The organism is Nodosilinea sp. LEGE 07298 (assembly GCF_015207265.1).
In the GTDB taxonomy this organism is placed as follows: Bacteria; Cyanobacteriota; Cyanobacteriia; order Phormidesmidales; family Phormidesmidaceae; genus Nodosilinea.
The window spans coordinates 1-25,337 of the sequence record NZ_JADEXE010000068.1 but is presented as its reverse complement, the minus strand read 5'-3'; the positions used below and the strand labels follow the sequence as shown (position 1 = coordinate 25,337).

At 55.7% G+C, this 25,337-nt stretch carries 23 protein-coding genes; 8 read left to right on the top strand and 15 right to left on the bottom strand.

Features of this window, described 5'->3' with window-relative positions; translation table 11 throughout:
* Nucleotides 1-56 precede the first annotated feature (56 nt).
* The 9 genes from IQ273_RS11745 to IQ273_RS11705 all read right to left on the bottom strand — a co-directional run bounded on the left by IQ273_RS11745 (nucleotide 57) and on the right by IQ273_RS11705 (nucleotide 10,496).
* A complete protein-coding gene (locus tag IQ273_RS11745; RefSeq protein ID WP_194023355.1) occupies nucleotides 57-1,343 on the bottom strand; it encodes a dicarboxylate/amino acid:cation symporter in 1,287 nt (428 codons plus the stop codon).
* Nucleotides 1,344-1,372: 29 nt separating this feature from the next.
* The gene (locus IQ273_RS11740; RefSeq protein ID WP_194023354.1) at nucleotides 1,373-2,230 is read right to left on the bottom strand and encodes an ABC transporter substrate-binding protein; all 858 of its coding nucleotides are present in this window, start codon (nucleotides 2,228-2,230) and stop codon (nucleotides 1,373-1,375) included.
* Nucleotides 2,231-2,412: 182 nt separating this feature from the next.
* A complete protein-coding gene (locus tag IQ273_RS11735; RefSeq protein WP_194023353.1) occupies nucleotides 2,413-3,198 on the bottom strand; it encodes an aspartate/glutamate racemase family protein in 786 nt (261 codons plus the stop codon).
* A gap of 59 nt (nucleotides 3,199-3,257) precedes the next feature.
* A complete protein-coding gene (locus tag IQ273_RS11730) occupies nucleotides 3,258-4,478 on the bottom strand; it encodes an MFS transporter (RefSeq protein ID WP_194023352.1) in 1,221 nt (406 codons plus the stop codon).
* Nucleotides 4,479-4,625: 147 nt separating this feature from the next.
* Complete coding sequence (locus tag IQ273_RS11725; RefSeq protein WP_194023351.1) at nucleotides 4,626-5,546, bottom strand: alpha/beta fold hydrolase; 921 nt, start codon at nucleotides 5,544-5,546, stop codon at nucleotides 4,626-4,628.
* A 159-nt stretch (nucleotides 5,547-5,705) separates the two neighbouring features.
* Nucleotides 5,706-6,755 (bottom strand): aromatic ring-hydroxylating dioxygenase subunit alpha, encoded by a 1,050-nt coding sequence (locus IQ273_RS11720; RefSeq protein ID WP_194023350.1) that lies wholly within the window; start codon nucleotides 6,753-6,755, stop codon nucleotides 5,706-5,708.
* A 128-nt stretch (nucleotides 6,756-6,883) separates the two neighbouring features.
* Nucleotides 6,884-7,945 (bottom strand): aromatic ring-hydroxylating dioxygenase subunit alpha, encoded by a 1,062-nt coding sequence (locus IQ273_RS11715; protein WP_194023349.1) that lies wholly within the window; start codon nucleotides 7,943-7,945, stop codon nucleotides 6,884-6,886.
* Between the two features lie 289 nt (nucleotides 7,946-8,234).
* Nucleotides 8,235-9,872, bottom strand: coding sequence for a HAMP domain-containing sensor histidine kinase (locus IQ273_RS11710; protein WP_313898091.1), 1,638 nt, complete (start codon nucleotides 9,870-9,872; stop codon nucleotides 8,235-8,237).
* A gap of 267 nt (nucleotides 9,873-10,139) precedes the next feature.
* Nucleotides 10,140-10,496, bottom strand: a complete 357-nt coding sequence (locus IQ273_RS11705; protein ID WP_194023347.1) for a hypothetical protein — start codon at nucleotides 10,494-10,496, stop codon at nucleotides 10,140-10,142.
* Nucleotides 10,497-10,937: 441 nt separating this feature from the next.
* Here IQ273_RS11705 and IQ273_RS11700 point away from each other — a divergent pair, with 441 nt between their 5' ends.
* The 4 genes from IQ273_RS11700 to IQ273_RS11685 all read left to right on the top strand — a co-directional run bounded on the left by IQ273_RS11700 (nucleotide 10,938) and on the right by IQ273_RS11685 (nucleotide 16,197).
* On the top strand, nucleotides 10,938-11,528 hold the full coding sequence (locus IQ273_RS11700) for a hypothetical protein (protein ID WP_194023346.1): 591 nt from the start codon (nucleotides 10,938-10,940) through the stop codon (nucleotides 11,526-11,528).
* 260 nt (nucleotides 11,529-11,788) lie between these two features.
* Nucleotides 11,789-13,639, top strand: coding sequence for a biosynthetic-type acetolactate synthase large subunit (gene ilvB, locus IQ273_RS11695; protein WP_194023356.1), 1,851 nt, complete (start codon nucleotides 11,789-11,791; stop codon nucleotides 13,637-13,639).
* A gap of 122 nt (nucleotides 13,640-13,761) precedes the next feature.
* Nucleotides 13,762-14,292 carry a hypothetical protein gene (locus IQ273_RS11690; RefSeq protein ID WP_194023345.1) on the top strand — a complete coding sequence of 177 codons (531 nt, stop codon included), beginning with the start codon at nucleotides 13,762-13,764 and terminating at the stop codon, nucleotides 14,290-14,292.
* Nucleotides 14,293-14,325: 33 nt separating this feature from the next.
* Nucleotides 14,326-16,197 carry a penicillin-binding protein 2 gene (locus tag IQ273_RS11685; RefSeq protein ID WP_194023344.1) on the top strand — a complete coding sequence of 624 codons (1,872 nt, stop codon included), beginning with the start codon at nucleotides 14,326-14,328 and terminating at the stop codon, nucleotides 16,195-16,197.
* Nucleotides 16,198-16,344: 147 nt separating this feature from the next.
* Here the strand turns inward: IQ273_RS11685 and IQ273_RS11680 are convergent, their stop codons facing one another.
* Complete coding sequence (locus IQ273_RS11680; protein ID WP_194023343.1) at nucleotides 16,345-17,322, bottom strand: metal ABC transporter solute-binding protein, Zn/Mn family; 978 nt, start codon at nucleotides 17,320-17,322, stop codon at nucleotides 16,345-16,347.
* Nucleotides 17,323-17,523: 201 nt separating this feature from the next.
* Here IQ273_RS11680 and IQ273_RS11675 point away from each other — a divergent pair, with 201 nt between their 5' ends.
* The 3 genes from IQ273_RS11675 (at nucleotide 17,524) to IQ273_RS11665 (ending at nucleotide 19,843) form a co-directional block, all read left to right on the top strand.
* Nucleotides 17,524-18,264: a metal ABC transporter ATP-binding protein gene (locus IQ273_RS11675; RefSeq protein WP_194023342.1), complete on the top strand. Its 741-nt coding sequence runs from the start codon at nucleotides 17,524-17,526 to the stop codon at nucleotides 18,262-18,264.
* Nucleotides 18,254-19,159, top strand: coding sequence for a metal ABC transporter permease (locus tag IQ273_RS11670; RefSeq protein ID WP_194023341.1), 906 nt, complete (start codon nucleotides 18,254-18,256; stop codon nucleotides 19,157-19,159). The genes IQ273_RS11675 and IQ273_RS11670 overlap by 11 nt, the downstream gene beginning before the upstream one ends.
* A gap of 108 nt (nucleotides 19,160-19,267) precedes the next feature.
* A complete protein-coding gene (locus IQ273_RS11665) occupies nucleotides 19,268-19,843 on the top strand; it encodes a Uma2 family endonuclease (protein WP_194023340.1) in 576 nt (191 codons plus the stop codon).
* Nucleotides 19,844-19,883: 40 nt separating this feature from the next.
* Here the strand turns inward: IQ273_RS11665 and IQ273_RS11660 are convergent, their stop codons facing one another.
* Genes IQ273_RS11660 through IQ273_RS11645 form a run of 4 tightly spaced genes read right to left on the bottom strand, consistent with a single transcriptional unit; the run spans nucleotide 19,884 to nucleotide 22,884 of the window.
* Nucleotides 19,884-20,096, bottom strand: a complete 213-nt coding sequence (locus tag IQ273_RS11660) for a DUF2283 domain-containing protein (protein ID WP_194023339.1) — start codon at nucleotides 20,094-20,096, stop codon at nucleotides 19,884-19,886.
* Nucleotides 20,097-20,098: 2 nt separating this feature from the next.
* Nucleotides 20,099-20,347 (bottom strand): DUF4258 domain-containing protein, encoded by a 249-nt coding sequence (locus IQ273_RS11655; protein WP_313898089.1) that lies wholly within the window; start codon nucleotides 20,345-20,347, stop codon nucleotides 20,099-20,101.
* Nucleotides 20,348-20,366: 19 nt separating this feature from the next.
* Nucleotides 20,367-22,277 carry a fumarate reductase/succinate dehydrogenase flavoprotein subunit gene (locus IQ273_RS11650; RefSeq protein ID WP_194023337.1) on the bottom strand — a complete coding sequence of 637 codons (1,911 nt, stop codon included), beginning with the start codon at nucleotides 22,275-22,277 and terminating at the stop codon, nucleotides 20,367-20,369.
* 43 nt (nucleotides 22,278-22,320) lie between these two features.
* On the bottom strand, nucleotides 22,321-22,884 hold the full coding sequence (locus tag IQ273_RS11645) for a Uma2 family endonuclease (RefSeq protein WP_194023336.1): 564 nt from the start codon (nucleotides 22,882-22,884) through the stop codon (nucleotides 22,321-22,323).
* Nucleotides 22,885-23,200: 316 nt separating this feature from the next.
* Here IQ273_RS11645 and IQ273_RS11640 point away from each other — a divergent pair, with 316 nt between their 5' ends.
* Nucleotides 23,201-24,547, top strand: a complete 1,347-nt coding sequence (locus IQ273_RS11640) for a diguanylate cyclase (RefSeq protein WP_194023335.1) — start codon at nucleotides 23,201-23,203, stop codon at nucleotides 24,545-24,547.
* A gap of 246 nt (nucleotides 24,548-24,793) precedes the next feature.
* Here the strand turns inward: IQ273_RS11640 and IQ273_RS11635 are convergent, their stop codons facing one another.
* A complete protein-coding gene (locus tag IQ273_RS11635) occupies nucleotides 24,794-25,141 on the bottom strand; it encodes a GFA family protein (RefSeq protein ID WP_313898088.1) in 348 nt (115 codons plus the stop codon).
* Nucleotides 25,142-25,337: the final 196 nt, after the last annotated feature.

Below are 25,337 nucleotides of genomic sequence, written 5' to 3'. Positions count from 1 at the left end.
AGGTGGGGACGCTAAGGGGGGTTTGTAGCCCCTGATCTCGCTGTTCCCTCATCCCCTTATCGCTCCCGATTGGCTACAAGTGCTGTTGCCGCCATACCTGTATGCACAATGCCTAAGGTACGGAAGGGATCCATCAAGGGATCGATGGCAATAAAGAGCACCAGCACTGCTTCTAAGGGCAGTTTGAGCGGGTCAAGCACCAGGCCCAGCATGGTCAGGGTGAGAATGCCGGTAACGCCAGACGTAGCCATACCCGCCAAAATGGAGCCTAAGATTACTATGCCCAACCCAGCCAGACCCAAATCGCGCTGGTAGAGCTGCACCACAAACAAAGTGGCCAATGCAAAATAAACGACGGAGCCAAAGCGACAGAGGGTAATGGCTAACGGGGTAACCAAATTCGTGGTTTGAGGATTGAACTTGAGACTTTCGCTGAGGCTGGTGATGGCGGCAGGTAGACAGGCCAGGCTGCTAGAGGTAGCAAGTGACAAAATCGTGGGATCTTTCAGCGCCAGTAGGGTGGTCCATAGACCCAGACCCGATCGTCGCCAGATAATCAAAGTGCTAATCACATAGATCAGGGCAAAGGTGGCGATCGCAACCACCACAAAATCCACCATCGACAGCAGCACCTCAATCCCTACCCGAGATAGCTGGTAGGCTAGCAGGCTACACAGACCAAAGGGCAGCAGGTACGTCAGCCCGTGAATTACCTTATTAAACGCCTGGTAGAGGCTATCGAGGGTGTCAAACAATGCCGCTGTAGAAGGCGCTTTGACCAACCCCAGCGATACACCAAAAATGATCGCAAACAACAGCACCTTCAGGGTTTGCCCCTCGCTGAGGGCCGCAAAAATATTGTCGGGTACCAGACTATCTACCAGGGTGGTCACGCTACCGGTAGCAGCCTCAGGAATGGGGCCGCTGAGGGCCATTTCTAAATCAACGCCAGACTGGTTGACCAGCACCCCAAGGGTTTTCAGGGTCTCAGTCGTCAAGTCGCGACCGGGGCCAGCCAGGGCAGCAACGGCAACGGCGATCGCGCTTACCATCAGCAAACTCAATGGAAACACCACGGCAATCCGTTGTACATACTGCCGTGCATCGTGACTCTGCATCAATCGCCCCAAGCTATTCGTAATCGCCGACAGCAAAATCGGCAGCACGCACATCTTCAGTAACCCCAGATAAAGAGTGCCAAAGGGGGCAATCCACATAGCTACCTGGGGCTGGGTCGTGCCGATGTATACCCCTAGCCCACTGCTCATCACAATCGCCCAGGGGCTGCGTAACCATTCAATTGAGGCCTGCCGGGGAATATAGGCTTTCAGGGAAGTAACCATGGGTGTTGCCACAGAGGTATTGTCAAAAACTACGGTTGCTGCGGGCGTTGGGTAACCCAGTAATTGGCGTATTCGTCTAGCACCGTATCCACGGTGTACTGAGCAGTGAGGGTATCTAAGTACTGATCGACAAAGGCCAGCAGGTGGGTACTGCTCCAGGGCAGCACTACCGCCAGCGAATCTTGGGTATCGGTGAGAGCAATGGTTTGCAATTGCAGGGCCACATCGGGTCGGGTGCGCACCACCTTCTTAATCTCTAGCTCATCTCGGTAAGCAGCTAAAATATCGCCCCGCACCACAGCTTCTACAGCATCTTCCCAGGTGGGGTATTCCACAATGTTGGCCTGGGGAAACTTCTGCTGCAAAAAGCCCACATAGGACGACCCCTTGATCACGCCGACCTGGCCGCGCAGATCGCGAATGGTTGCAATCATCGATCGCCCCTGAGTTTGCTCAGCCACTTGCAGGCGGTTTACCAATAGTCCCTGGCGCATGCGCAGGTAAGGCCGAGAAAACCGCACTCGCTGCGCCCGCTTTAGCGTCCGGCTAATTTTTGAAATGGCCAGGTCGGCCTTTTGTCCATAGACGGCCTCGACCACCTGATCAAACGTTTGGGCCGTTCGGATAATTTCAAGGCTCACCCCCAGCTGATCGGCCAGTGTGCGCGCTAGCTGAATATCTAGCCCACTCATTTGGCCTGCTTCATCCATAAAAAAGGGAGCGTTATCCTGCCCCAGTACGGCTACCGTCAGCTTGCCTTTGTCCAGAACGCGCTGCACGTCTGGCGGCATGGCTGGTATGGCCGGGGCTGAAGATGAGGACGGCGATCGAGCCGGTGTGGATCCGGTAGAGGCAGTTCGGGTAGCAGTAGCTTGAGAAGACGCCACAGCAGATCCTTTAGGAGCAGCTTGCGCCGCACCGCTGAATCCCAGGGTTAATCCTAAAAAGAGGGTCAGGGCCAGCCCAAGCAATAGCACCCCAAGCCACCGATCTGTGGCACCTCTTATCCCTGCCTTTTTTCCTACAGGAGAAACGTTCTGAGTTATCGTTTTTTGGCACATTCCTTCTCCTAGGCAGCTTGCCAGAGCGGCATGGAACGGTAGCCCCAGGCCAGATCTAGGGTGATGTCAGCCACCACTTCTAATGGATCCACCCAGGGCAGCGGCAGCGCTGGCATTTGAGCAAAGGCCACAGACAACTCTGTGCAGCCTGCAATCACCACTTCGGCCCCCTGGGTTTTAAGCCAGCTCGTCGCCTGCTCTAATACCGTCAATGCTTTGGTAGATACCTTAGTCCCTGTCGTTTTTATTCCCCAATCGGGGTGATAGATCGACTGCATGACCAAATCTTGCCAGGGAGAATTGAGTTCAAAGCCGATGGGTATTATCCCCACCCGGCTCAGGCTATGGCTATAAAGCCCACACTGTAGCGTGCCGTCAGTGGCCAACACCCCTACCCGCTGCACCGTAGGGTAAGCCTGACGAATGTGGCCACTCGTACAGGCCATTAGGTGAACCCAAGGAATATCGAGCTGGGCCTGCACCTGGTCGTAGACCCCGTGGGCGGTGTTACAAGTCACCACTAAAAAGTTGGCTCCAGCCCGCTCTAGTAGTTGGGCGTAGCGCACCAGCCCAGGCACGCAGTCTGGCCCAGTGCCCTGCAAGCTCTCTGTTCGGTTAGGAATGTTGGTGCCATTCACCAGCAGCCATACCGGGTGGTCTTGATCGCTCCGTGCTCCCCGCGCTGCGCTGCCTTGAATAAGCCGCTGCTCAAACTGCACGTGGGCCATAGGGCCAAGGCCACCCAGTATGCCGGGAATAGCGACTTGTTGATCCTGACGCGATAGCAAAGTCATAGTAGCTCCTGACGGGATCTTGCGGTGGCGGCACCCAGGTAAACGTGATCTACCAAGATCTACACAGACAACTGACGACGGGGCAGATTAGTCAGGGCAAACCCAACGGCCATAATCATGAACAGCGCTCCCATCCAGAAGGGAGAGAGCATGCCAGAGCGATCGAAAATCCAGCCTGCCCATAGCGGCCCGGCAATGGAAGCCACGCTTTGCAGAGCCTGGTTACCGCCCAGGGTTTTGCCCTGCTCCTGGGCCGACACGCGAATTGAAATCAGCCCCCGCAGCGACGGAATAAGCAACCCCACCCCCAGGGCTAGCATGGCCTGAGTGGTATACAGGGCCGGAATTAGCACCGGGCTACCTGCCGGAATCAGCACCACGCCGCCAAAGGCCAGGGCGACTAGGATCAGTCCGGCCACGGCCAGCTTGGCTTCTCCAAAGCGGGGCAACAGCTGACGAATTAGCCCACCTTGCACAATGGTTGAGACAATGCCGATAAAGAAGAACACCATCGCCGCCTGGCTTGGCCCCCAGCCGTAGCGGCTGTTCAAAAACAGCACGAAAATGCTGCTAAAGCCTGCAAAGGCAAAGTTAAAAATAAAGAAGGAAATCAGCAGCCCTTGAATACGACCATCGCGCAGAATGTCGCTGAGCTGGCCAATGGGGTTCAAATCACGCAGCGAAAGAGCGCGTCGCTGGTCTTTATCCAGCGATTCGGCCAGCACAAAATAGCCCAGCACAAAGTTCAGCAGGGCAACAGCACCCGCTACAAACACCGGCAAATTGAGGCTGATATTGGCTAGAGCACCCCCTAAGGCCGGCCCCAGAGTAAAGCCCAGACCAAAGGCCGCTCCGGTAATGCCAAAGTTTTTGGCCCGGTCTTCAGGTGCAGAAATATCGGCGATGTAGGCTTGAGCAGTAGCCGCTACTCCACCCGTTGCGCCGTCTAGAATGCGGGAGAAAAACAGCATCCACAGGGTAGTGGCAAAGCCAAAGATAAAGTAAGAGATGGCCGTACCCAGCACGCACACCAGCATCACCGGGCGACGGCCATAGCGATCAGACAGGGCACCGATAACCGGAATGGCAATGAACTGCGCGATCGCATACGAAGACACCAGCATTCCCAGGGTGAAGGCATCAGACCTAAATCGCTCCACCAGAAACGGCAAAATCGGGAAAATTAGGCTCTCTCCCAGCTTGTCGAACAAGATAGTGATAAAAATAAACACCAGCCGGGGAACAGACAGCGACTTGGCATTAGCAGGCGTTACAGACATGGGTGGGTGAGTGGATGGGTGGATGGGTGGATGAGTAAGGAGTAGGGAGTCGGGAGTCGGAGAGTTAGGGAAGTTGCAGATCCCGTAGCGTGGGTCAGTGCCGAAGCACCAGATCTTGCCTCCTGCCGATCTCCAGACCCACGATTCTCAACCGCAAACGGATGGACAAACAGGCGCAGCCATAGCGTGGCGGGCAACCCAGGTTTCCAGATGACCATTCACCACCACTGGGATTTCATCCTGAGGGCAGTGGCCCGCCCCCTCCAGGGGAATGAACGCTTCTACAGCAGGGAAATTGGCCAGCTCGCGGCCCAGGGCAATGGGTTCCCAGGGGTCGGCCGTGCCCCAAAGAATCAGGGCTGGGCAGGTAATCTGCGGCAGTAAGTCCTCGGGCAGCGGGCCGTCAAAGTTGTTGATAAAGGCCCAGAACACATCCGCTGCACCTGGCTCGCGGGCGGGCTCTAGCAGCAGCTCAATCAGTTCGTCAGTGACGGCCTCAGGGTTGCCATAGGCGGTACGAAGGACGGCACGAATGCGATCGGGCCGAGCAATTTGAGCGAATAGCCAGTGCACTAGGGCACGGTTCTTCAGCACTTTCTTGAGCAGGGGTCGGCCTAGGCGGCGCATGGGAGGCTGGGTGTGAAGCTTGCGATCGCAGATTTGCCGCAGCGCACAATCTAGTAACGCCACCCCTCGGACTTGGTAGGGGGCTATCACAGCCGCCTGTAGCGCCACCACTGCACCAATGGAATTACCAACCAGAAAGGCAGGTTCTCCCACCACCTGTTGCAGAAATTCGGCCACCTGAGTCCCCCAGGTATCAAAGTCGTAGGGCAGCGGTTCCCCAGGGGCAGGCTTAGCCGACTTGCCAAAGCCCAGCAGGTCTAGGGCGAACACGCGGTGGTTTTCAGCCAGAGCAGGAATGGTTTTGCGCCAGTGGCCCACGCTGGCCCCAAATCCGTGAATCAGCACCAGGGCTGGACCAGTATTGCCCACCTGCTGATAGTTAATGGGTAGGCCGCGCCACTCCCACGTTTGGTTCGGAATGGGATTCTCAGCGATGGACATAGGGGTGTGTTCCGTAGAATTGTTTTCGGTGCGTCACGTAGCGCAATGACGCACCCCAGCCGTAGCTAAAGCTTGATTTCCGTCTAGGCCGTCGTAGGATGGGCAGTGCCCACCAGCCCCTATAAGAGAAATTTCAAAGCTTGGCAGAATTCAAACTTGCTAGCCAATAGCTGGCTCGACAGAAATGGCCTGCTTAGGCAAAACCGAAGGCCCAGCGTACTGCTTCAGCAGCTTGCGGTAGGCAATTAAGGTGGCATCAGAAGCGACTAAAAGCTCCTGGCGCATATCTTGGTAAGGAGCAATCTGGGGCTCTTGGGTCTTGACCACCACATCGTCTTCCTGCATGATTTTGTTGCCCACCTGGGCGGTATTGCCGTCGAGCCAGTGGCCTAGCCCCGGCACCTGGTTGAGGAAGTTGCGAATATTCACCGACTTAACCACCGTGGTGCTGTCATCCACTGGAATGTGGACCATGATGCTCTCGATTTTATAGCGACCAAACTGCACCGCCGAGTAGGTGACATTGGGCAGGGCAAAGCGGTAGCTCTTGTGAGCCTTGGGGTCGTCTTGCTGCAGCACAAACCGCATCACGCCATTGAGGCGGTTAACCTTGATCGGTAGACTGGCAGCCAGTTCGTACTCACCCACCGTCACCTCGTAGTCATCGATTTCGGTACGCTGAGGGGCGTTGCTGGCCCCGATCGCACCCTTGTGCATAAACAGCGCATGGGAGGTGTCGATGGCGTTTTCCATCGTGCGGGTGAAGTGGGCGTCGAAGACGTGGCGGCTGTAGGTGGCGGGCCGCACGGGCGCTTCAAACTGGGGAAACGCTGGGATCGGTGGGCGGCGATCTGCTGGCAGTGCTGGATTGCCAACGAACATCCAAATCAAACCGTACTTTTCCTGGACTGGGTGCGACAGCACCCGCGCTCGTTTAGGAATCGGGGTACCGACTGCATCGGCAGGAATGTGGCTGCACTGGCCATCGGTCTCGTAGCTCCAGCCATGGTAGGGGCAGCGCAAGCAGTTGCCCTCGACCCAGCCCAGGGCCAGGCTTGCTCCTCGATGGGCGCACTGGTTGTCGAGGACTATCACCCTTCCTTGAGAATCGCGATAGAGCACATAGTCCTTGCCCAGCAGCCTTAGCGGTGTGGGCTTGGTGCCAACCTCATGGCTCAGTTCTACGGCGTACCAAAAGTTTTCCAGCATGGCGGTATGCTTCCAATTCAGTGAGTCGAATGACGGATGCAGATGAATCCCCTCTGTCCCCTGATAAAGAGGGCAACAGATCTGCGTAGGGTGGGCAGTGCCCACCAGAAGTTTTTGAAAAAAGCAATCTATCCGACGCTGACTTCGGCAGGGGCTTTACCATTGCCGTTGGTCGAGACAGAGACTGAAGGAATGCCATAATCACTGCCGATCGCCCAGCCGCGTTCAATGCATTGGCGGATCAGCTTGCGGTAGGCCAACTGCAGGCTGTCGGAGGCCAGCAGAATCTCTCCAGTTAGGGGCACCACTCGGGGCACCTGGCTCTCGATCACGGCTTTGTCTTCGAGGTAAGTGTCGTTGGTGTTGTTGCGCGAGTTCCAGTCGGCCCAGGCCTGGGGCAGAAAATTGCGCAGGCCAATCCACTTGGTTAGAGTGGTGTTTTCATCGACCGGAATGTTGCTGGCAAAGTAGATGTACTGGTAGCCCCGGAAGTTGAAGTCGAGGTGGATGCGGTTGATGTTGGGCATGTGGGCCGTCAGGGTGGCACTGGAGAAGGGGCGATCGCGCTTCACGATCAGCTTTAGCAGCCCGGCCCGCTTCGGCGGTTTGGAAATGGTGCGAGCGGTGGCGCTCCACCCGTCGACTTGCACCTCGTAGGGCGGCACTTCGGCATCATCCCGCAGGTTAAAGAAAACGGAGTGGACAAAAGGCGCGTGGGAGCTGTCCAACCCGCTTTCGACTACTCGGGTGTAGTGGGCATTCCAGGTATATTCGCCGGTAATGGTGCGCCAGGCCGGGTCACCGTATTCAGGCAGGGCCGGAATCGGCGGACGCTGCTCGGCGGGCAGGTCGCCGACAAACAGCCAAATCATGCCGTAGCGCTCTTCTACTGGGAAAGATTCTATCCGCGCCCGCTTGGGAATAGGTGTACCCGCCTGGTCTGCCGGAATGTGAATGCAGGTGCCATCGGCCTCGTAGCGCCAGCCGTGGTAGGGGCAGCGAATGCAGTTGCCTTCAACCCATCCCCCCGCTAAAGATGCACCTCGGTGAATGCAGCGATCGGCCATAGCTACGACCTGACCATCACTCCCCCGGTAGAGCACATAGTTTTTGCCCATCAGCTTGATAGGCGTAGGAGCGCTGGTAACGGCGGCGCTGAACTCAACGGCGTACCAAAAATTTTTGAGCATAGGAATCTCCTGGGAAGTTGGGCAACCGCGTTTGACCGTCACCACGCCTACGGCAAGGCGTGCCCGTGGGAACAAACTAGGTCTACACAAAGCTTGGTTTGAGATTGCCCAGAGATGCTCAAAAAATAGCGGCTCTAGCGCTTAAAACTGGCGCTTGCGCTCAGAATTCCGATAATTTTGGGACTCATTCCCGTCATCACCCTTGTCGTCTACGAATATCTACGGATATCTACATCAGTAGGACCCCAGTTGCAGATTGAACAGGTAGGCACGGCATTAAGCCAAAGCGCTAAAGAGTCTTAGCTTCTAGGGGTAAAAATACCGTCAGTACTTCTCCAGCCTGAGGGCGCTGCCGCACAATCAGCTTGCCGCCTAGAGCATGAAACAGATTTTTGGTAGCGTTGAGATTTAGGCTCAGGCCACCGGTTTCGGGCTGAAACATGAGGAGCTGCCCCAGCGCTTTAAAGGGCGACGCTAAGGGATCATCCTGAGTCTGGGACTGGGCGTCATTACCATCAGGAAGCTGCGATTGAAACTGAAGTTTGAGCTGATGGCCCGCTAGCGTCACCGCTAGCTCAATATGGCTGTAGGGAGGCAGGCTGTGGGTAAAGCGGTCGATTAGCCCGGTCAAAACCTGGGTTAGCATGGCCGGGTCGCTATTGACCATGGGCAGGCAGGCAGGCACATTTACCGTCAGGCTGAGGTTGCGGCGGCTGGCCTGCTGCTGCCAGCGGGGAATGGCGTCGTCAAAAAGCTGGTTGAGCGAAATCGCCGACAGGGGCGATCGCGGCCTGGGTGTGTGGTCGGTCTCTAGCTCTACAGCGCGAAAGATCAGGCTGAAGCGGTCGATCTGCTGGGTACATTCGCGATCGATCAGCTGCAGGCGCTTAGCCACCTCGCCACCAACGTCTTTGCGTTTGAGCAGCGATCGCGTCAGGGTGCGAATGGTGGTAAGCGGCGTGCGAATTTCGTGAGCCATCGCCTTTAGCAGCTCGGTATCGGGGCTGTCTTCAGTCACTGGGGTTGGCTCTGGCCCAGCAAAAGCAGACTGATTCACCCCAACCTTAACGTGGGGGCTAGGATCAGTCTGAAACGCCGCTAGTGTAGGGCGACTGGGCAGGGCCAGGGCAGGCATGATGCCTAGCGGCGGCCGAAACTCGGCACTCACGTCTGGCGGAGAATGCTGGCGCAGCTGGGCCAAGAGCAGTTGACTGTAGCGGGTGACCAGCCGATAGTCAGGGGCAACCGGGGGAAATTGATCGAGTAGGCGATCTAGCGCGCCTACCAATGGGGGACGGGTGGCAGAAACGCGATCGCGCAGCTGCTGCCAACCTTGGCCCACCACCTCTGGGTCAAAGGAAAACTGAAACTGGGGCAGCCCATCGGCGGCATACCCCAACACAAGCAGCAGGCTAAACCGGCGGGTTAGCAGCAGACAAAACCGCTCCCCAATCAGAGGGTCATGATCAACCAAAGGCACCATCTGTAGATCGCAGGCGGGGCCTGTGGCTCCGCGATGACCTTGCCCAGGCAGCAGTGGGCGAGTTACCGAAAGAATTTGCTCTAAAGGTTCTGGCACCAGCAGCCAGTGGGAGAGCCGCTGCCCCATCAAGCGATCGGGCAGCACCGGAAACGGCCCTGACAGCACTCCCCCCATCAGCGGCAGCAGTTTATCGGTTGCGGGTAAACCAGTTGTGGGTAAACCTGAATCTGAGTCTGAAGGAAGTTCGAGCAACAGTTTAATTAGGGCCGTCAAGCCTCCCAACCATTCGTGCTCAGCCTGTAGGTGGGCTTGGGGCAATGGGTCAGAGCTACTGCCAAACGAGCCTAGGGCCGCGCCATGCTGCCTACGAGCACTCTCTACCCCGGCAGCTGCGGGGGTCTGCTGCTCATTGAGTAATACACTTAGAGGTAGAAACTGCTGCACCAAGGCGTCACCTGTCTCTGCGATAGACTAACTGCAGCACCTAAGCCACAGTTGGCAGGTTGCCCGCTCCAGACAACCCGCCATCTATATACGAGACTACGTCCTTAGCCACCGATTGAGCTATGGGTAGAACCGAACGGAAACCCGGCCATTCCCTAAAGTATTCCGTCTCAGACCCATCACCTTAAGGCTATAAAACTGAGCCGTTTAGGCTGCTCTAGCCACGTTCGGGGAAAACGTTCTAACGGGGTAGGAGCCAAACCATCCTTAGCCAAACCAGCTGGATGGAACTGACTCAGCCTCAATTCGCTCGGCACTAGGCCGCCGCCGCCATGTTTCAGGCCGACCTAGCAGAGCATCAATACCCTGGTGAATTAGCTGTTTAATTTGGTCGTGCTGCTCAGAGGAATAGCAGTGCCCAGGCGACGCTATATCACAGGCAGCACTGCTGTCCATAGCCACATAAACTACCGGCAGCCGTGCCAAAACGTAAGCCGTTAGTTTTTGACGCAGTTCAGGAACAGCAAAAACCTGCCGATATTCGTACAGTGGGTAAGCCGCTAAAATGTCGTCGATCTTATCCGTTACAAGCGGTAAAGTTAAGTTAACAATCGTTTGAGTCATTAGCTTTAAACTCCAGGAAAGCTTAGTGGCAAGGTCGGGGATTATTGCGACTATTCAGGTCAGGGATCAAACTAAACAAGTTAAGTAAGGCTGATTGAAACGCTGAAAAGCAATCTTTCAGATCAGGCTTACTCAGATCAAGATCGATTTAGTGAGGTAGCCAAAGTCAGAAACCGAAAAAGTCTTAAAACGCTGAAGCGAACCACATCCCACCTCCATCTGGTATTCCCTATATAAGCGCGACAGTGATGATGGCCCTACCTAAGTTTTAGAAAAAAATAATTATTCTCTTTTGGCTGGTTATGAAAACTACGTAAAGTGCATCGTTTCTCAATCGTTGTTGTTTTTAGCAGGAGTGTTAGTCTCCTGATTGTTGCATAACGTAATTTATAGGCCGAGGTGGTTCTAGATTTCGCTCAACGTATGGTAGAGGAGGTAAGCGTGGCATTGCAGCAAGTTGTTTTACTGATCTGTGGCGGCATGCACCCCCCCAGCTACACGGGGCAAATGCTCGCCACCATTGACCAAGATGAGGTGTTGAGCCAGCTTGGTAACGTTGTCTGTGCGCCCCAAAGCGGCCTGGGGGTCCTCTCGCCTTTTGCCCTGCGCCAGGCTCTTGAAGCCCGCCTAGACAGCACCACCCCTGAGGCAGCACCTACAGCATTGATGATCTGGGCGTTTAGCGCGGGCTGTGTAGGGGCGACGGCTCTGGCAGCCCACTGGCAACGCCACCGAGGTCCGGTGCTAGCTCTGTTTATGGTGGACGGTTGGGGAGTACCCCGCGACCCAGGGGTGCCAACATACCGGCTCAGCCATGACGCGGCTGCCCACCACACCTCTCGTTGGCTGGGTGCAGGCGATCGCGATTTTTACGCCGAGCCAGCGGTGCCGCACTTAACGCTGTGGCAGCAGCCCCAAGCGGTCACTGGTTGGACAGTAGAGCAAGGCCAGCGGAGCGAAAGGCTAACCGCTGCCGACTTTTTGTGTGAACGATCGCGAGCGGTCATCCACCGCTATAGCCGCGATTGCTGAGGCTTGATCACTAGCTGAATATCAACAGCTCATAACTAGCAGCCTAAAGTAACCCCTACGGCTACTCTAAAGACCCCAGCCTCTACTGCTAATATGGGTAGAAATGTTTTTCATTTGACAGCATTTAGCAGCACCATTCCTGTAAAGCAGCGGCGGTGAGTCTTTCACTGCCCGTGTGGCCGGAGGGAGAAAATGTTCGTAATTTATTTTCTTCTTAAGCAATGCACTCTAGCCCTAGCCAAACCCAAGCACCCGCCGCTATGACGACTCCCATTGCCGCTCCTAACAGTGTTCTCGTGCGCCGCGCTTCCGGTGCCTTTGCCCTGATCGACAGCCTCAGACGGCATGGGGTAGAACATATTTTCGGCTATCCCGGTGGGGCGATTTTGCCCATTTACGATGAGCTGTACCGGGCCGAGGCAGCCGGAGGCATTAGCCACATTCTGGTGCGCCACGAACAGGGGGGTGCCCACGCTGCTGATGGCTACGCTCGCGCCACTGGCAAGGTGGGCGTTTGCTTTGGCACCTCTGGCCCTGGGGCAACCAACCTGGTCACGGGTATTGCCACCGCCCAGATGGACTCGGTGCCGATGGTGGTGATTACAGGTCAGGTGCCCAGCCATGCGATCGGCAGCGATGCCTTTCAGGAAACCGATATTTTTGGCATTACCCTACCGCTGGTCAAGCATTCCTACGTGGCCCGCACTCCCGACCAAATTCCCCGTATGGTAGCGGAGGCCTTTTACATTGCCCAGACCGGTCGCCCTGGCCCGGTGCTGATCGACATTCCTAAAGACATTGGATTGGCGGAGTTTGACTACGTGCCCGTAGAGCCTGGGCAGGTCAACTTGCCCGGCTACAAGCCCACCACGAAGGGCAATACCCGCCAGGTTAACCCGGCCCTGCGGCTGCTGCGCCAAAGTGAGCGCCCGCTGCTGTACGTGGGGGGCGGTGCGATTACCGCCAATGCCCACGCCGAGGTACTGCGACTGGCGGAGTACTTTCAAATTCCGGTGACGACCACGCTGATGGGCAAGGGTGCCTTTGACGAGCACCATCCGCTGGCCCTAGGAATGCTGGGCATGCACGGTACCGCCTACGCCAACTTTGCCGTTAGCGAATGTGACCTGCTAATTGCGGTCGGGGCGCGCTTTGACGATCGCGTCACCGGTAAGCTCGACGAGTTTGCCTCCCGCGCCCAGGTGATTCATATTGATATTGACCCGGCGGAGGTGGGCAAAAACCGTGCTCCCCAGGTGCCGATTGTGGGTGATGTCAAGCAGGTGCTGACCAACCTACTTAACCGCTTAGGCGAAGAAAACCAGCTACCGCCCCCCAACCAAACGGCGGCCTGGCGCGATCGCATCGATCGCTGGAAGCGTGACTACCCGCTGGTAGTACCTACCTACCCCGACGTACTGTCGCCCCAGGAAGTGATCAGCGAACTGGCCACCCAGGCCCCCCATGCCTACTACACTACCGACGTGGGCCAACACCAGATGTGGTCGGCTCAGTTCTTAAAGAATGGTCCCCGCCAGTGGGTGTCGAGCGCAGGGCTGGGCACGATGGGCTTTGGTATGCCAGCAGCGATGGGGGTGCAGGTGGCGCTGCCCAACGAAACGGTGATTTGTATTAGCGGCGATGCCAGTTTTCAGATGAACCTGCAAGAGCTAGGAACCCTAGCTCAGTACAACATTCCGGTCAAAACCGTCATTGTTAATAACGGCTGGCAGGGTATGGTGCGCCAGTGGCAGCAGGCCTTCCACGGCGAACGCTATTCGTCCTCCAATATGGAGATTGGCATGCCCGATTTTGAGCTGCTGGCCCAGGCCTACGGCATTAAGGGTATGGTGGTGCGCGATCGCAATGATCTCAGCACCGCCGTCGCTACAATGCTGGCCCACAGCGGCCCCGTGCTGATGGATGTACGCGTGCGTCGCGACGAAAATTGCTACCCTATGGTCGCCCCCGGCAAGGGCAACCACCAGATGATTGGCCTACCCGAGGTGCACGGTATTGGCATGGGCAACGGCATGGCTCCCTGCGCCAGCTGCGGGCACCAAAATGCCTCGACCAGCAATTTCTGCACAGAGTGCGGTACCAAGCTCTAGGTTGTCCAGCCGTAGGCACACAGTATAAATTTCATGGCTTGAGGCAGTTTTGCCGGGCAATGGCTCAAATTTTTCAGAATGCAGTATCCTGACTTCAGTTTCACTACTGGTGTGGGTCGTCTATGTCTGCTGCGCTGAAATCCTATGTGCCTCGTCCGGTGCCGTCTCGGACTAGGGAAGCAACAGCCCTTACCTCAGCGCGCCAGAGTTCTGCCGCTTTACCCGTAGAAACCAGGCCCAGAGTTTCTGCGCCCGCAGTACTGCCTACAGCACCGGGGTTAGAGTCTTCTAGCCCCATGGTGCGGCGGCTGTCTCAGCTGCACCTGGTTTCCTCGGCTCTGGCGGTGTCGCTGGTGACCCTTACCCTACTCAGCTACGGCACGTCGGTCTACATCAACCGCCAGCTCAACCAGGTGAGTCAACGGCTCAATCGATTGCAGCGCAGTGAGCAGCAGCTTACTACCGCCAATGAAGTGCTCAAAAATCACCTGGCCCATCAAGTTGAAACCCCTGAGATGGGGTTTCAACCTCCCCAGCCTGGTAACGTCATTTTTCTAAAGCCCACCCCCCAAGCCGCCGCTTCAGCCCAGGTGCCCGCTTCGGTCATTAACCGGTTTGCCCTACCCAAGGTAGACGTGCCCCTGGGGTATTAAGCGCTAGCCCATTCTTTACCTACATTTTGATTCATGGCTAGTTCTGCCTACTCTGCTCGCCGTCGCCGTCGCAAACAAACTCGTCCCCCCGCTGTCGTCGCCTTTAACCCAGCGACTAATCGAACACGGGTGCTGATGGTATGGGGGCTGCTGGTGCTTTCACTGCTGGCGATCGCAGGGCGACTGGCGTGGCTACAGCTAGCCCAGGGCAACAATCTAGCCAGTTTGGCCCAGCAGCAGCGGCTCTCAGCCCCGGTACAACGGCAGGTGCGCCACTCCATCAGCGATCGCCAGGGCAACGTGCTGGCTGTCGACCAGGTGGTTTATACCCTCTACGCCCACCCCAGCCTATTCAATCTAACGATGCAGGAGGTGGCTGCCGCCCTCAGCCCTCTGCTTGAGACATCAGAATCGAAGCTTCTGAGCCAGTTTAGTCGCCAGCCCACGGGCATTCGCCTTGTAGATGGGCTGAGCGAAGCCACCGTCGACCACATTCGCGCCCTGCGCCTGAATGGGCTAGATCTGCAACCCCAGCAGCAGCGGTTCTACCCTCAGCAGCATTTGTTTGCCCCCGTTGTAGGGTTTGTCAATATTGACGGTCAGCCCCAGGCCGGGCTAGAAATCGCTTACCAAGATCAGCTGTCCCTGGCTCCCCCAATAGCAGAATCAGTGGCAGAAGCGCCGCAGAACGAGACTATCTCTGAAGCAGAGGTCTACGGTCCCCCAGTGGAGCTTTTGACAGCCGCGTCAACGGAAGCCTCTGACCCAGAGGCTAGTAGCTCAGAAGCCAGCGCTGTTCTGAACGATCCCTCACTGGCTGGCAATGTTAGTCTGCGTCTCACCCTCGACAGTCGCCTCCAGCGGGCGGCTCAGCAGGAGTTGCAGGCAACTGTCGATCGCCACCGGGCCAAGCGAGGCACCGTTATGGTGATGGATGCCCACAGCGGCGAAATGCTGGCTCTGGCCAGCGTGCCCACCTACGACCCCAACCAGTACTACAAAGCCGACCTCAGCGACCTAAGAAGCTGGGTAATTAGCGATCTCTACGAACCGGGGTCGACCTTTAAGCCGATTAATATTGCGATCGCCCTCGAAGCTGGGCTCATTACGCCCGACGAAGTAGTTAACGACAGTGGCCAGATACAGTTTGGCGAGTGGAAAATCAGAAACCACGACTACGCCACCGCTGGCGGGCGAGGGCCACTTTCGATCACCGACGTGCTGAAGTATTCCAGCAACGTCGCTATGGTGCGGATTATGCAAAAAATGCCCGCTGCCGACTATTACACCTGGCTTCAGCGCCTTGGCCTTGATCAACCCACCGGCATTGACCTGCCCGCCGAAGCCGCCGGACAGATGAAAGACCGCGAGCAGTTTGTCAACAGCAAAGTAGAGTCGGCCACGACATCATTTGGGCAGGGCTTCTCGCTGTCGCCCATCAAAATGATGCAGCTACAGGCCACCCTTGCTAACGGCGGCAAGCTGATCACCCCCCACCTGGTAAGTGGAATGGTCACCGACGATGGCCGCGAGGTCTGGACGCCAGACCGGCCTGAGCCCAAGTCTATTTTCTCGCCCCAAACCACGCAGCAGGTACTCGACATGATGGAAGCCGTGGTAGCTGAGGGCACCGGCAGCCCAGCCAAACTACCCGGCTACCGAATTGGCGGCAAAACTGGCACGGCCCAAAAGGCAGCTGCCTCTGGAGGCTACGGCCGAGGGCGAGTGACCAGCTTTGTCGGCATTTTGCCCATCGACGCGCCCCGCTACGTAGTGCTGGCCATTATCGACGAACCCCAAGGCGATGACGCCTATGGATCGACAGTAGCGGCACCTTTGGTCAAAAAGGTGACTGAAGCCCTGGTCGTGTTGGAAGGCCTGCCACCCTCGGCACCTAAGCCTTAAGGTAACCGTCCCCTGAGCGGAGTCGTTGGCAAAGCCGACCCCGAGGGGCTAGGGAATATCTCAGCTGAGTTTTAGCTTCGACTTCGCTCAGCCAGCGTAGTTCTAGGGACGCTTACGCATTGAGTTCAGGGCACTAGAATCGGGGCCTTAAAAGTCCGGCTCCGCTACCGTGCCGCCCAGGTTTTCGACAATGGCCCGAGTGTTGGCTGCCATCATTTTCAAATAGGTATCCCCGTCGCTGCCAGGGGCACCCGTGGAGTCAGAATACAGCTGCGCTGGAGCCAGAGCAACACCGGCTTCATTGGCCACGGTCGTAATCAGCCGAGGATTGATGGTGGTTTCGGCAAAGATGGCGGGCACCCCCAGCCCCTGAATAGAGGTTACTAGCTGCTGCACAGTGCGGGCGCTGGGCTGCTCTTCGGTGCTGAGGCCGATTAGGGTACCTGCCACCGTTAGGCCATAGGCCCGAGCATAGTACTGAAAGGCATCGTGGGTCGTTACCAACTGTCGCTGATCAGGGGGAATAGTGGCCGTTTGCGTCTCAATCCAGGTGTGGAGCTGGTTTAGTTCGTCGATGTAGGCGGCGGCGTTTTGGGTAAACAGGGCCTCCTGCTCGGGGGCTAGCTCAATCAGCTGATCGCGAATGGCCTCGACCATAGGCACCGCGTTGCTAACATCGCCCCACACGTGGGGATCGGGTACGGTGCTACGGCCTGTTTCTAGGTCTAAGGGTGGTACTACTTCGCCGACGGCAAACTGGCGGGCATTGACCCCAGCCGCGTTGAGCAGACGAATGAGATTGGGCTCCAAGTTGTAGCCGTTGTAAAGAATGAGATCGGCCGTTTCAAAGGCAATGCTGTCGGCGGGCACCGGCTCATAAACGTGGGGATCGGCACCGGGCTGCAAAATGCCGGTCAGCTCAATGTGGTCGCCGCCCACTTCGGTAACCCAGTCGGCAATCAGGGTGCTGGTCGCGACGACGGCGGAGCGATCGCCACCAGCCGCCGCACTGTCGGAAGCAGATGTCTCTCCTTCGGTCGCGTCGCAACCCACCAATCCTAGACCTGCGGCAAATACCGCAGCAACTAAGCTTGCATACCTTGGAACTATAGATATCCGTTGCATAGACTGCATTTCATATTCCTTTCATTTTTACGATACAATACATTTCATAATCATTTCATTTTTGAACTCAGCCTTCCCTGCCGAATGGCGCTGGGATGGTTCAAGACCAGACTCTACAGTTCCTGCCCACTTGGAGCATCTTCCTTGGGCAGGGGTAGTAAGAGTCTTGACTGACACTTAGACCGCGCTGGAACTACTGCTATGGCGACTTCTCCAAAAATTATCGTGGACCACCTCAGCGTCAATTACCGCGACGTGCAGGCTCTGCGGAACGTTAACCTAACCGTTCGGCCTGGCAAGATGGTGGGCATTTTTGGCCCTAATGGGGCGGGCAAGAGTACGCTGATTAAGGCCATGCTGGGGCTGATGCCGGTGGTGACTGGGCGTGTGACCTACGGCGATGACACCCTGGCCCACCAGCTCGATCGCGTTGCCTACGTACCCCAGCGATCGCAGATTGACTGGACCTTCCCTGCTACCGTGTGGGACGTGGTGATGATGGGCCGGGTGAAAAAAACCGGCTGGTTTAACCGCTTTTCGGCCAGCAGTCGTCAGCTAGCGACGGCAGCGCTGGAGCGGGTGGGCATGCTGGAGTTTCGCGATCGCCCCATTGGTGCCCTCTCTGGCGGTCAGCAGCAGCGAGTGTTTCTGGCCCGTGCCCTGGCCCAAGAGGCGGAGATTTTCTGCTTTGACGAACCCTTCGTCGGGGTTGATCAGAAGACCGAGACCGTACTGTTCAACATTTTTCGAGAGCTAGCCCAAGCCGGAAAAATTGTCATGGTGATCAACCACGACCTGGGCGAGTCAATCACCAACTTTGACCAGCTAATTTTGCTCAACAAAGAGCTGATTGCTGCTGGCCCCCGCGACTGGGTGCTCACCCGCGACAACATGACCCGCGCCTACGGCGGCCACGTGGGCTTCTTTGGCCATGTCGCTTGAGCTAGCCGTGCTTGACTGGTTCTTTGAGCCCTTGCAGTTTGCCTTTATGCAGCGATCGCTGGCGGTTGCGATCATGGTGGGCATTATCTGCTCGGTGGTGGGCAGCTACCTGATGGTGCAGCGGCTGGCGCTGCTGGGCGATGCCATTAGCCACTCGGTGCTGCCGGGTCTGGCGATCGCGTTTTTGCTCGGGGTCAATATCTTTGTGGGAGCCTTTATCGCCGGGGTAATCAGCACGGTGATTATCGGCTGGATTCACACGCGATCGCCCATCAAAGAAGATGCGGCCATGGGCATTGTGTTTTCGGCCTTCTTTGCCCTGGGCATTACGCTAATTACCACCATTCAAAAAGACAACAAAATTGACCTCAACCACTTTTTGTTTGGCAATATTTTGGGCGTTACGGTTGGGGACGTGCGCGATACAGCGATTATTGCTGCTCTGGTGCTGATGGCGGTTTTTTTGCTCTACAAAGAGCTGCTGTTCTACAGTTTTGACCCCCTTGGTGCCCAGGCAGGCGGACTGCCCACGGGACTGTTGAATGCGGGGCTGATGGTGCTGATTGCCCTGACTGTAGTGGCCAGCATGAAGGTGGTGGGCGTTATTTTGGTGCTGTCGCTGCTGATTGCGCCGGGGGCCACCGCCTACCTACTGGTGCCGCGCCTGCACCAAGTCATGCTGCTGGGGGCTGCGATCGGCGTACTTTCCAGCGTCAGCGGTATGTACCTGAGCTATTACGTCAACCTGCCCTCGGGGCCAGCGATCGTGATGGTGGTGTCGGCCCTGTTTGCCCTGTCGTTTTTATTTAGCCCTCGCCATGGGGTGCTAGTAGGGCCGAGGCGGGGACGGCCTTGGCAAAAGCTACGGACACTACTGCCATCCAAAGGCTCCTGACTATAGCTGCTCTTGCATCCTCAAGCATATCGATAACACTCAGCTCAACACCCTAAAATAGATTTATCTCCGCACGGCACGCTGCGCTTCCACTCGTCAGTCTGCACTATGGTTCAGCTCAAACAGCGCTTTCAAAGCTTTGAAGACTACCTGGCCTACGACGATGGGACAGAAAATCTTTATGAGTTATTCAACGGAGAACTGATCGAGGTACCGCCAGAATCTGGGTTCAACGTTGAAACTGCGAACTTCCTTTTTGCAATATTGCTGCCTCTAGTTGGCCATCGTCGCCTCAGAGGACATGGCCTAGAGCTGGAGGTGCGCGGTGAGCCGAGAAACCGCTATCCAGATTTGTCGGTCATTTATGAGGATCAGATCGAGCCGCTGCGACGACGCAACACGCTGCGGATTTTGATGGGGCCGCCAATGCTGGTGGTTGAAATTGTTAGCCCTGGGGAAGTGCAGCGCAACCGAGACTATATAGCCAAGCGCAGCCAGTATCAGGACTTAGGCATTCCTGAATACTGGATTGTCGATCCGCAGGAGGTCACGGTTCTGGTGCTGGAGCTGAGGGATGGGGTGTATAGCGAAGCGGCAACATTTAGGGGCGAAGATCGGCTGCGCTCAAGCCAGCTAGGCTCGCTGTATGTAACAGCTCAAGCGCTGTTTGATGCCGCTAGTTAACAACCAGAATAAGAAGCTTAGAGCAAGCACAATCACCTAACTACGGACGGCTGGCTTTCTCTTGAGCAACGGAATAATTCATAACGTAGGGATTATCAACCTGTTTAGATGCATCTAAAATTTCAATTCCGACTAATTTGCCCGCTGGGTTGTAGTCCATGATAATTCCCTCGACTTCCTCACTTTCATCAATTTCAGAATCATCTAGGATGATTCTCAGGATATCAACACTGGGGTCGTAGGTTATATTCATCGCTATCTCCAATATTTTTGAATTTTGCTAGTTCGATAGACTGTGACTAGCACTGGTGGAATTTCTTTGTCCACAACGAGGCGCAGCAGATATTGTTTACCATCCACATCAACAATAGATTGATAGATGTTACGGCTCGGCTTCACCGCGATGACTTGTTGAGGCCTACTAAGCACTTGCTGGATATCCTCGATGCGAATATTTCTTCTATTAATTTCAATGGCAGCATGGCTGGAGATGGTGAAGTCCACATCGTTCATCCTACTGAACTTATTTATAGCTGCGTTGGGTGAGCTGCACGTTTTCAAAGTCGAGATTTTCGCGGTGCAGCTGGGGCGATCGCCCCTCACCCGCATATTCCCACGCTGCAACAAAGGCAAAGTGCTCATCGTCGCGCTTGGCCTCGCCATCGGGGGTTTGGTACTCTTCGCGAAAGTGCCCGCCGCAGGATTCTTCACGTTGCAGAGCGTCCCGCGCCATTAGCTCGGCCAGGTCAATAAAGTCGGCGACGCGCCCGGCAAACTCCAGGTTTTTATTCAGGGTGTTGGCCTCACCCGGCAGTTTGAGGTTTTGCCAATATTCGGTGCGTAGGTCTTGAATCTGCGCGATCGCGCTCTCCAGCCCTTCCCGGTTCCGCGCCATACCCACGTTATCCCACACAATGCGGCCCAGATCGCGGTGAAACTCCATCACCGTCTTATTGCCCTGGATGTTCAACAGCTTGGTAATCCGAGCTTTGGCGCTAGCTTCCGCTTCCCCAAAAGCATCGTCGTCAGTTGATACCGCTGAGAACGTCTGCCCGGCAATGTAGTCGCCCAACGTGTAGGGAATCACGAAGTAGCCATCCGCCAAGCCCTGCATCAGGGCGCTGGCCCCTAGCCGATTCGCGCCGTGGTCGGAGAAATTAGCCTCGCCCAGTACAAACAGGCCAGGAATTGTGCTCATCAGGTGGTAGTCGACCCACAGACCGCCCATGGTGTAGTGGACAGCGGGGTAGATGCGCATCGGTGTTTCGTAAGGGTTTTCGCCCGAGATGCGCTGGTACATGTCGAACAGGTTGCCGTAGCGGGCAGCGATGGTGTCGCGGCCTTGGGATGCGATCGCATCCCGAAAATCCAAATAAACCGACAGCCCCGTCTCGCCCACACCGCGTCCTTCATCGGTCATGGCCTTGGCATTGCGCGAGGCCACATCCCTGGGCACCAGGTTGCCAAAGGCGGGGTAGCGAGTTTCTAAATAGTAGTCGCGCTCGTCGTCGGGGATGTTGTCGGGATGGCGCGTATCACCTGGCTGCTTGGGCACCCACACCCGTCCGTCGTTGCGCAGGCCCTCGCTCATCAGCGTCAGCTTCGACTGGTAGTCGCCCGACACCGGAATGCAGGTAGGGTGAATCTGCGTGTAGCAGGGGTTGGCAAAGTAGGCCCCCCGCCGATGGCAGCGCCAGGCCGCCGTTACGTTAGAGTTCTTCGCATTGGTGGAGAGGTAATACACATTGCCGTAGCCCCCGGTGCACAGCAGCACCGCATCCCCGGCATAGCGCTCATATTCGCCTGTCACCAGGTTGCGCACCACAAGGCCCCGCGCTTTGCCGTCCACTACCACCAGCTCCAGCATTTCGCGGCGAGGGTACACCTCAATTTTGCCCGCCTGCACCATCCGCATCATGGCGCTGTAGGCCCCCAGCAGCAGCTGCTGCCCGGTTTGCCCCTTAGCGTAGAACGTGCGCGACACCTGCGCCCCCCCAAAAGAGCGATTGTCGAGCAGGCCACCATATTCGCGCGCAAAGGGCACACCCTGCGCCACGCATTGATCGATAATGCCGCTGCTGATCTCCGCCAGCCGATGCACATTGGCCTCGCGGGAACGGTAGTCGCCGCCTTTGATGGTGTCGTAAAACAACCGCCATACGCTGTCGCCGTCGTTGGGGTAATTCTTCGTCGCGTTGATGCCTCCCTGGGCGGCAATGCTGTGGGCACGGCGGGGCGAGTCTTGAATGCAAAAGCTTTTGACGTTGTAGCCCAGCTCGGCCAGGGTGGCCGCCGCTGAGGCCCCTGCTAGGCCGGTGCCGACCACCAAAATGGTGTGCTTTGCCTTATTTTTGGGGCTCACCAGACGACAGTGATCTTTAAAATCGCTCCACTTTTGGTTCAGCGGGCCAGCGGGAATGCGAGGGTCGAGCATGGGGAGGTGGGTGAGGAGATGGAGACAATGGGGAAGGCAGGAATTATTCGAGTAGCCAGTCGAAAATGGAACCTACGGTAAAGCTAATCCCTTCGGCAAAGGGTGGGATAGGCAGAGATTGGTCGCGCTCGTCAAAGGCTTCGGGCTGCTGCCTGGGCAAGTAGACAAAAACGGTTTGCTCATCGGGGTCGATTAGCCAGCCCATTTGAGTGCCGTGGTTGAGGCAGTGAAGAATGTTCTTGGTGACTTTAGTCTGGTTTTGGTCGGGAGAGAGAATTTCGATCGTCCAATCGGGGGCAAGGGGGAAGACGTTGGCAATTTCACCGCTCTGATCCCGAGGAATTCTGCTTTGAATGAAGACGGTGACATCTGGAACGGTTGAGCGGCCACCAAAAGTACAGCGGAGTTCTGAGAATGCACGACCAATCTTACGGAGCTTGAGGACGCTGTTTACCGTAGCCGAGAACTCAGTCTGAATGGTGCTGTGCTTGCCTTGTGGCATGGGTTTTTGAATAATTTGCCCGTCGATGTACTCGCTAGCAGGCTTGGTCTCTGGCAAATCCAGAAACTCCTCTAGGGTCATTGGCTTAGGCGGAGATTGTACCATGGCAGAGATTGGTCAAAAGAATGCCGCTTCTTCAAGCATAGCCTGTAGACAGAGGTGGGTTCACAAATCACACCCTGAAACTTGGGCTTAATCTTTAAAATTATGATCAATACTTTAGACGCTGAGAGATTGCTTCTCAGAAATATTGAATAATAATATGGAATATGGGGAATCCTAAGCGTTAGATCTAAATTTTCAAGCCCTAGTTGTGCAGAATACGAGACAATTGCGCTTGAGGAACTGAATCGCCATGGAAAAACTCAACGGAACGACGCTTTAGAACATATGGGCTCTATCTTCACGGCTGACCCAAAAAATGCGTGAGAATAAAAATTTCGTCACAACCGAATCTGTTATTGCTTTAATCAGTGGGCTGTATGTTGCCACTGGCTTTGCAGTTGTGTTCAGCATCCTTTTTCTGCTAACTTCTCTGGACCGTGCAGCCAAGCTGGATCGAGCCAACCGGGTAGATATCGCCCTGAATTTGGAAACCCGGTATTTGAAAGCGATCTTGCTCGAGTACGCCAACTGGGATGAGGCCTACGACAAGCTCATTGTTGATCTAGACGAAACCTGGATCGAAAGTAATTCCGGCCAATACCTGATCGACCAACATGGGTTTGATTTCACACTGGCCATTAAGGCAAACAGACAAGTAGCTAACCTAAGTATCAGCGACGAAGTCAAGGAGCTTAAGTTTGCAAAAATCATGTCAGGTGGACTGGAAGATCTGATTGAGGAGTCTTTGCAAGATCAAGAAGGCGGAGAGGGTGCGGTGGCTGGATATATTCTTGCCGGGACTGAGATCTATTTGGTTGTCTTGAGCCCGTTCAAAGATGAGAAAACTGAGGAAATTAAACCTGACAGCTATTTGGCTCTGGGTAGACGCCTAGATACCGAATATATTGGGCAACTTGAATCTTCCTATGAACTTCCGGGTCTGCGTCTTACCGACAAGACAGAAAACAAAATGAATTCCAAGGTGCTGCTCGACGGCTCCAGCCAGGCCATAGGATGTCTGACGTGGTTTGTGGAACAGCCAAGTTTGCTCATTGCACCTAAGGTTGTTGTCATCGTGACACCGTTTTTCTGTCTGGCCATATTTTTGACCCGATATTTTCTGAAACTGGATTATGCTGACCGGATTGCCTTCGAAGAGCGATTGTACAAAGAAGCCACCTGTGATCCACTCACTAACATTAGCAATCGTCGGCAATTTATGACTCTGTGCCAGCAGGAGATGGCTGTTCACAGACGCAATGGAGGAACGCTTGCCGTAGCTCTATTTGACATTGATCATTTCAAGGCTATCAACGATACCTATGGACATGCTATGGGCGACAAAGCCCTAGTCCATCTGGTTCAGATCTGTTCTGGTGAATTGCGTGAATCTGATATCTTTGGCCGAATCGGCGGTGATGAGTTTGCCGTTATCCTGCGAGAAACACCGCTTGAGGAAGCTATCAACGTGGTCGATCGCGTCCGGGAAAAAATAGAAGCATGCCCCATCAAAGCGAATCACAATGTCATTACTATAACCGTAAGCATAGGGGTGGCTCCAATGAACGATTACATAACCTTTGATAGTATTCTGGAAATGGCAGATGTGGCTTTGTATAGGGCTAAAAAGAATGGAAGAAACCAGGTATTTGTAAGTACTTAACGCGATCGATAACATTTATCCGTTAGCATATTTAAGACGCAGAGTATTGTGGACACCTCTGCTAGCTGCTGGTACTCTGCCCAACTCATTGGAATGGTTGCCGCTGAGCCATTGGGTAAAGACTTGATAGGCGCGATCGCGATCATACCTCTGCACCAAAGCCGTTCTACTTCACTAGATTATAGGCTGCCTGAAAATGGCTCGATTACTGCTGCGGCCTTTGGAGATGGAGACTTATCGTGCCACCTACTCTTCAAAGGGGGTTGTGGCGTCGCGATCGCGCTCATATCGCCTTGCTACCGGAAACGGCGGCAACCACGACTCACGACGGATGGTCCAGTTTTCGTAGGTTGGCGTCAGTTGGTCGGGGGCATCTAGACAGCCCAAATACAATTCAATTTCGGCGGCGGCGCGGGCAAAGACGGATGAGCCGCAGCGAGGGCAGAAGAATCGCCCGTTGTAGTTGCTGGTTTCGCCACTAATAATTACAGCCTCTTGAGGAGAGATCGCGGCAGCGTAAAAAAGAGCGCCACGGTGTTTGCGGCAGTCGAGGCAGTGACAAAGGTCAACCCGATAGGGAAGTCCGGTTGCCACAATTCGGACATTGCCGCACAGGCAACCGCCCTTGGTGGTGCAGAAAAGTCCTGAAAGGGTTGTTGTGAAAGGAGTCCCAAATGAGACAGGGTAGATGGGAAGGGGCATTTCATGAGAGGCTTGAATTCCCCAACTCAAGGCCAGTCTCATGGAAACACCCCTCTTGTATCGTCAACTGCAAGACCAATTGAGTCAA

Bases quoted from the DNA above. Each gene is read 5' to 3' on its own strand.
- IQ273_RS11690 (WP_194023345.1), top strand. From the start codon at position 13,762: ATGTCTGCTGCGCTGAAATCCTATGTGCCTCGTCCGGTGCCGTCTCGG.
- IQ273_RS11725 (WP_194023351.1), bottom strand. From the start codon at position 5,546: ATGTCCATCGCTGAGAATCCCATTCCGAACCAAACGTGGGAGTGGCGC.
- IQ273_RS11640 (WP_194023335.1), top strand. From the start codon at position 23,201: ATGCGTGAGAATAAAAATTTCGTCACAACCGAATCTGTTATTGCTTTA.
- IQ273_RS11735 (WP_194023353.1), bottom strand. From the start codon at position 3,198: ATGACTTTGCTATCGCGTCAGGATCAACAAGTCGCTATTCCCGGCATA.
- IQ273_RS11650 (WP_194023337.1), bottom strand. From the start codon at position 22,277: ATGCTCGACCCTCGCATTCCCGCTGGCCCGCTGAACCAAAAGTGGAGC.
- IQ273_RS11675 (WP_194023342.1), top strand. From the start codon at position 17,524: ATGGCGACTTCTCCAAAAATTATCGTGGACCACCTCAGCGTCAATTAC.
- IQ273_RS11730 (WP_194023352.1), bottom strand. From the start codon at position 4,478: ATGTCTGTAACGCCTGCTAATGCCAAGTCGCTGTCTGTTCCCCGGCTG.
- IQ273_RS11715 (WP_194023349.1), bottom strand. From the start codon at position 7,945: ATGCTCAAAAATTTTTGGTACGCCGTTGAGTTCAGCGCCGCCGTTACC.
- IQ273_RS11670 (WP_194023341.1), top strand. From the start codon at position 18,254: ATGTCGCTTGAGCTAGCCGTGCTTGACTGGTTCTTTGAGCCCTTGCAG.
- IQ273_RS11665 (WP_194023340.1), top strand. From the start codon at position 19,268: ATGGTTCAGCTCAAACAGCGCTTTCAAAGCTTTGAAGACTACCTGGCC.
- IQ273_RS11720 (WP_194023350.1), bottom strand. From the start codon at position 6,755: ATGCTGGAAAACTTTTGGTACGCCGTAGAACTGAGCCATGAGGTTGGC.
- IQ273_RS11645 (WP_194023336.1), bottom strand. From the start codon at position 22,884: ATGGTACAATCTCCGCCTAAGCCAATGACCCTAGAGGAGTTTCTGGAT.
- ilvB (WP_194023356.1), top strand. From the start codon at position 11,789: ATGACGACTCCCATTGCCGCTCCTAACAGTGTTCTCGTGCGCCGCGCT.
- IQ273_RS11685 (WP_194023344.1), top strand. From the start codon at position 14,326: ATGGCTAGTTCTGCCTACTCTGCTCGCCGTCGCCGTCGCAAACAAACT.
- IQ273_RS11705 (WP_194023347.1), bottom strand. From the start codon at position 10,496: ATGACTCAAACGATTGTTAACTTAACTTTACCGCTTGTAACGGATAAG.
- IQ273_RS11660 (WP_194023339.1), bottom strand. From the start codon at position 20,096: ATGAATATAACCTACGACCCCAGTGTTGATATCCTGAGAATCATCCTA.
- IQ273_RS11745 (WP_194023355.1), bottom strand. From the start codon at position 1,343: ATGGTTACTTCCCTGAAAGCCTATATTCCCCGGCAGGCCTCAATTGAA.
- IQ273_RS11680 (WP_194023343.1), bottom strand. From the start codon at position 17,322: ATGCAACGGATATCTATAGTTCCAAGGTATGCAAGCTTAGTTGCTGCG.